This is a genomic window from Actinomycetota bacterium (assembly GCA_040755895.1).
Lineage (GTDB): Bacteria > Actinomycetota > Aquicultoria > Subteraquimicrobiales > Subteraquimicrobiaceae > Subteraquimicrobium.
This window is the reverse complement of the sequence record JBFMAG010000153.1, coordinates 1-6,133: the sequence shown is the minus strand read 5'-3', so window position 1 is coordinate 6,133 and position 6,133 is coordinate 1. Positions and strand designations below refer to the sequence as shown.

The window sequence follows — 6,133 nt, the reverse complement described above, 5'->3', positions numbered from 1 at the left end:
TAAGTTGTAAACCCTAAATTCGAAATCCCAAATCCCAAACAAATCCAAAATTAAAATTTTTGAAATCCTAATCCCTATTTCATTTTCTTTTGAACCTTGGATTCCTTCGACTTTGCTCAGGAGATGTTTGGTCATTTAATATTATAAATCCTTACACTTCTGACTACCCACTAAGAAACTACGGACTCTCTCCGCGGGAGATCCACTGGCGTTTCTCATCGATGATGTGGATCACTTCCCACTCGCGTCTCTGTAACTCTCTACCTATGAATCTACGATGGCACTTCCAAGGCAGCCTTTCTGAACACATTACCACAGTCTTAGCTCTAGTAGCAACGCCCTCCAAGCTTTTAATGCCCTCTCTGAATTGCTGAGAAAGGGTATGAGCTTCATAGCCACCCGAACGATAACCTCCTAACTCCTCACCCAAATAGACGTAACCAATTCCCGCTTCACTCAAAATATGGGCGAGATTCTCCCTTTTAAAGTGCTCTAACTTACTTGTAGGAAACCTTCTGACATCGACCAAAGTTTGGATTCCATAATATTCAAGCAATTCTATGAATTCATCCGAGCCTCTTGTGCTTGAACCAATGGTATATATCCTCTTTTTGTACACTGGAACTCCAAGAGAAATTTAGATTTCCGTGCCAAACTGAAGTTAAAGTCCTATTACTTCTCCCTTGATCGTGGAATCGATGTGAAGAAAGCCCAGAGAGTTACAAGGGGCGAAGATCTTATCAGTGGGACTGCCGGGATTGAAGAAAAGTATCCCATCGATTATTTGGTTGAAAGGTTCATGGGTATGACCGAAAACTATGCAATGAACGCCGGAAAATTCAGCCCTAATGCGCTCAACCAATCCTTGGGGTGGGCCCCAACCGTGGATTAAACCAATTCTAAAATTTTTTACCTCTATAACTTCCTTTCTGGATAAAACCTCTCTTACATCGGGATAATCCATATTCCCCCAGACCGCTACTGTCTTCGTGATCCCCTTTAATAGCTTCAACACTCCCACTTTAACCAAGTCCCCCGCATGTAGGAGGAGATCAACATCTCTGAAGCGATTTTCCAGCAGTTCCTTTAATTCTTCAAGATCTTCTGAACTTTGAACGTGTGTATCGGCGACAACTCCGATCTTCACTGTCTAACTCCCTCTCTAACCTCCTCTCGACCATACGGCCGCTTCATTTCCTTCGTCACAAGAGCCACTTTTAGCACCTCGTCCATATGTTCAACAAAGATGCACTTTAAACCTTTAAGAACATGCTTTGGCACCAGCTCTAAATCCTTCTCATTATCCTTTGGAAGGATGACTTCCTTCAACCCGGCCCTGTGAGCTGCAAGTATCTTCTCTTTTATGCCCCCCACGGGGAGGACATGACCTCTCAAAGTAATCTCACCGGTCATGCCTACATCCTTTCTCGCCGCCCGTTTGGTTAAAGTTGAAACGAGAGCGGTGGCCATGGTGATTCCAGCGGATGGACCGTCCTTGGGAATTGCTCCAGCGGGGACGTGGATGTGGATATCGTATTTGTCGTAGAAATCTTCCCCTATTTTAAGAGCTGTGGCTCTGGAACGGATGTAGCTTACAGCCGCTTGAGCCGATTCACGCATTATCTCTCCCAAATGGCCGGTTAGGATCAGCTTGCCCTTGCCCTTCATGATGGTAGCTTCCACGGACATGACATCTCCACCCACTTCTGTCCAGGCTAAAGCGGTGGCCACACCTATCTCATCCTCTTGCTCAGCCACTCCATATCTGAACTGAGGGGGTCCTAAGAATTTGTGAAGATTCCTCGCGGTGACTTTAACTCCCTCCTCTCTGCCCTCCACCACCGATCGGGCTACCTGGCGACAGATGGCGGCTATTTTTCTTTCCAGATTCCTCACACCAGCCTCACGGGTATGCTCTCTGATTATCTTACGCAGGGCATCTTCGCTTATCTCCAATTGCTCCTTAGTCAATCCATGCGCTTCCAATTGTTTCGGGATAAGGAATAGCTCGGCGATCTTCACCTTTTCTTCCTCGGTGTAACCGGGAAAGTGAATTACCTCCATTCGATCCCGAAGGGCTGGGGGAATGGTATCCAAAATGTTTGCCGTGGTTATGAACACGACATTGGATAAATCGAAGGGAACCTCCAGATAGTGGTCGCTGAAAGCAAAATTCTGCTCGGGATCCAGGACTTCAAGTAGGGCGGCGGAGGGATCTCCTCTAAAGTCAGCTCCTATCTTATCTATCTCATCCATCATGAAAACGGGATTTTTCGTTCCCGCCTGGCAGATGGTTTGAATTATCCTTCCTGGTAAAGCACCAACATAAGTGCGTCTATGCCCTCTTATCTCAGCTTCGTCTCGGACTCCGCCAAGGGAGATGCGAATGAACTTTCTCCCCAGTGACCTAGCAATGGATCTTCCAATGGAGGTCTTCCCCGTTCCAGGAGGACCTACAAAGCACAGGATGGGACCTTTTATCTTCCTTGATAACTTATGGACAGCTAAATATTCCAAGACCCTCTCCTTAACCTTTTCTAACCCGTAGTGATCCTCGTCCAAGATTTTCGCCGCCTCATGAAGGTCAAGTTTCTCCCGATCCTCCCTAGACCAGGGGATGTTGATTAACCAATCCAGATATGTACGGACGACGGAAATCTCAGCTGAGCCGGGTGGCATCATCTCCAATCTGTCAACTTCCTTAAGGGCCTTTTTTTCAACCTCTGAAGGCATTTTGGCCTCTCTTATCTTTACCTTTAACTCTGCTATCTCTGCGGTTCGTTCATCGAGTACCCCAAGTTCCTTCTGAATGGCTTTAAGTTGCTCCCTTAGGAAGTGTTCCTTTTGTGTCTTGCTCATTTGCTCTTTCATTCTGGATTGAATCTTGCTTCCAATCTCCAATATCTCAATCTCCCTATTTAAAAAGCCTCCTACCTTCTCCAGTCGATTCCTGGCATCCATCGCCTCCAATATTTGTTGTTTCTCCTCGGTTTTGAGGTTTAAATGAAAGGCAATAAAATCTCCCAGCCTACCAGGTTCATCTATATTAAACGCGGCCAATAGGACTTCTTGAGGTATGGGCTTCCCCAGTCGGGCACATTTCTCGAACTGGGAAACCAAACTCCTCATGAGAGCCTCAATTTTAAGGGTCTTTTCCTCCGGTTCCTTTAAAACTTCGATTTTCACCTTGAAGAAGGGCTCCGTTTGCAGAAATTCCCTTATTTCTACCCTCGTTAGCCCCTCCACCAGAGCTTTGGCGGTCCCATCAGGGAGTTTGAGCTCCTGCATGATGGTGGCGACACAACCCACTCCGTACAGGTCCGAGGTTTCTGGCTCCTGTATTTCTGCCCTTTTTTGAGCTGCGAGTACAATAAGACGGTCCCCCTTCATGGCCTCTTCTAAGGCCTTCATAGATTTCTCTCGCCCCACGAAGAGGGGAATCACTAAATTTGGAAAGATGACCAGATCCCTCAGGGCAATTAGGGGAAGCTCCTCTGGAATTTTAAATTTTTCTTTGGGCAAATCTCTCATCATCGTTCTTCCTTTCATTGTAGTCTTTAAAATTTCTGCAGATCACCTTGAAATCCCTTTTGAAGGTCAACAAAACCACTTTATTAAAGGATTCATTTCTGCTTTTATAGAATTTATAAATATTAAAGTGGAGAGGCTGCCGTGAACCTGAAACTTAATGTATTACGCCTGTTACCTTTGCTATTATTTTTAATTTTCTTGCCTTATCCATCAAACCAGTCTTCAAGCCAGCTCCCCCAAATCTCCATGCAACTAACCTTCGATAAACCATATTTTTCAACCAGTGAATATTTCACCATCACTACGACGATTCTCAACAATTCCAACTCACCCATAAAAAGAACGAGGCTTACATTAACACTTTACAGAGAACAGACGCCCACAAAATCCAAAAGGGTTGTCCTCACACAAAGGTTTTACGTTCCTCCCCTTGATCCAGGTAAAATCGCTCAATTTAAGCTTAGCAAAAAAGCTTCCAATTTAAAAATCGGCGAGGGAGCTCATCCGGTTAAGGCCATTTTGACCCAAAGAGGGACGATCCTCGCGGAGAAGGAAACCGCCCTCGTATTGGTGGATCCAAAACCGGTGCCTCCTCTACCAGTTGTTATAATCTGGAACCTCCATGATAGAGTCCACTACGATCCCAATGGTATTTTCATGGATCAACAAATCCAGGTCGACTGCAGTACAAATCCGCAAAACCCGGGCATTTATTTCCAGCATCTTTCCGCCCTGGCTCAACATCCAAATGTCCAAGTGAACTTGAATTTTACGCCCGTCCTCGTCGAGCAAATTCTCAATATAAGTGATGGTTATAAATTCAAAAAGAATGACAAGATAAAAGCCACACCAGAGACTTCCCAAGAGGCGAGAAACGCCGAAGAAATTCTGAAGGGATACGAACGGGTCATAAAAAATAAACAGGTCGAATTGATCCCCGCTCCCTATGCCTATCCTGCCCTCTCCGATCTTGCCAAGAGAGGATGGAACGATGATGGATTAATCCAAATTGAAAAGGGGAGGGAGATTCTCTCGGAAGCCTTTAACCTCTCTTCAGAAAATCTTAAATCGGGTTATCCTCCGGATTTGAGTTTGAGTGAGGATTCCCTATGCTATCTCGCCCGTAGTGGCGCTGAATACGCCGTGCTTGATGAAGGTTTTTTGATGAACATTCCCACAGTGGAGGGAGATGTCCACAAGTCCTACCGCGTTCAAGATAGAGCGGGTAATCGATTGACCATCTTCTTTACTGATAGTGCAGCCACCAAAACCTTGGTAGAGTTCAAAGATGAGGAGTGCGCAACCCAGAGACTCATTGGTGTGCTGGCTCAAGCCTACCTTAAACAACCGGAAATCCAGCAGGTCGTGGTCATTGCCCCAAAAGATAGATATTGGAGACCTACGCAGACATTACTGGAAATGTTATATTCCAAGTTGGAACAAACGCCCTGGATTAGGACAACAACCCTGAGCACAGCAGCACAGTTAGTTCCCCCCTCAACTCAGTCCCTCATATTGGCCGGTGGAGATGGTGAGGAAAGTTACATCAAGCTCAACTACTATCGGAAGATCGGGAAGTCACGGGCGTTCTTAAATCTTTTCTCCAAAATGGTATTGGAGGATAATCCCCTCAAAGAAAAATTCCTTAATCTTCTCCTCATCGCTCAAAGCAGCGATTGGATGGAAATTCAAAGGAATCCCCTGCTTGTAAATTATGGATTGGATTTCGCAAAGACATTACAAAAAAGGATTGAATCTGAGTTGGCAAAGATGAAGATGCCTAAAAGACAGGTGGTCACCTTAACCTCTCGAACGGGCAAGGTTCCCATACCCATCTATAATGATACCGACTATATTGTAAGAGTCTTCATCATCGTGAGAGGAGAGGATTTCTCCTTCCCTGCCGGCAATAAAAGGATGGTGAGCTTAAAACCCAAGGAAAATTTATTCACGTTCCCGGTCATCGCAAAGACCACTGGTTCATCTGCCATCGAAGCAGCGATTCACGTCGGCGACAAAGAAATAGAAAAATCCACCATAATCGTAAAAAGTACCTATTTCACCAGAACGTTCATTTTCATCCTCATAACCCTTCTGCTTCTGGGAACACTCTTAACCCTGTTGGGGCGCTTCATTAAACTCAAAAAATTGAAAGATAAATGAGGGGTATCTTTGGCACCTTTGTCAAAATTGGGTTTATCTTCCTCATCGCCATAGTTATCATCAACGATCTTGGCGCCATTGCCATGACCTATTGGCAGGCATCGGATTTTGCTCAAGTTGTGGCAGATGCCGCGGTTTCTTCCTACAAAGCTTCCCATACATGGGATGCAGCCTTGGATGCGGCCAAAGAGGTCGCTTTTCACAGGGGAGTGAAGCTCACCGACTTCAAAGTAAGTGAGGATACCGTCACGGTGTCCGTCGAAGTTCCACCAAAAAAAACATTGATCATTCATCGGATAAAATCCTTGACGCCCCATCTTTCAGCATCCGCCACCGCGAGCGCATCTGTCAGGTAAAGCCCACGGGTTTTACATATAGCCCTGCAAATTCCGAAAGGTTTATAATAGATGCATAAACAATCTGGATGAGCGTATTTCAA

At 45.4% G+C, this 6,133-nt stretch carries 5 protein-coding genes; 2 read left to right on the top strand and 3 right to left on the bottom strand.

The window, feature by feature from the left end:
• Positions 1–178: 178 nt before the first annotated feature.
• The 3 genes from AB1466_07310 to lon are packed head-to-tail and all read right to left on the bottom strand — an operon-like array spanning position 179 to position 3,534.
• Entirely contained in the window at positions 179–619 is a 441-nt protein-coding gene (locus AB1466_07310) for a DUF488 domain-containing protein (protein MEW6189892.1), read from the bottom strand.
• Positions 620–661: 42 nt separating this feature from the next.
• Positions 662–1,147, bottom strand: a complete 486-nt coding sequence (locus AB1466_07305) for a metallophosphoesterase family protein (protein ID MEW6189891.1) — start codon at positions 1,145–1,147, stop codon at positions 662–664.
• Complete coding sequence (lon, locus tag AB1466_07300) at positions 1,144–3,534, bottom strand: endopeptidase La (protein ID MEW6189890.1); 2,391 nt, start codon at positions 3,532–3,534, stop codon at positions 1,144–1,146. The genes AB1466_07305 and lon overlap by 4 nt, the downstream gene beginning before the upstream one ends.
• A gap of 138 nt (positions 3,535–3,672) precedes the next feature.
• Here lon and AB1466_07295 point away from each other — a divergent pair, with 138 nt between their 5' ends.
• Both AB1466_07295 and AB1466_07290 read left to right on the top strand, forming a co-directional pair.
• On the top strand, positions 3,673–5,694 hold the full coding sequence (locus AB1466_07295) for a DUF6049 family protein (GenBank protein MEW6189889.1): 2,022 nt from the start codon (positions 3,673–3,675) through the stop codon (positions 5,692–5,694).
• A complete protein-coding gene (locus AB1466_07290) occupies positions 5,691–6,050 on the top strand; it encodes a hypothetical protein (protein ID MEW6189888.1) in 360 nt (119 codons plus the stop codon). Before AB1466_07295 ends, AB1466_07290 begins: the two co-directional genes overlap by 4 nt.
• Positions 6,051–6,133 lie beyond the last annotated feature (83 nt).

Bases quoted from the DNA above. Each gene is read 5' to 3' on its own strand.
- lon (MEW6189890.1), bottom strand. From the start codon at position 3,534: ATGATGAGAGATTTGCCCAAAGAAAAATTTAAAATTCCAGAGGAGCTT.
- AB1466_07290 (MEW6189888.1), top strand. From the start codon at position 5,691: ATGAGGGGTATCTTTGGCACCTTTGTCAAAATTGGGTTTATCTTCCTC.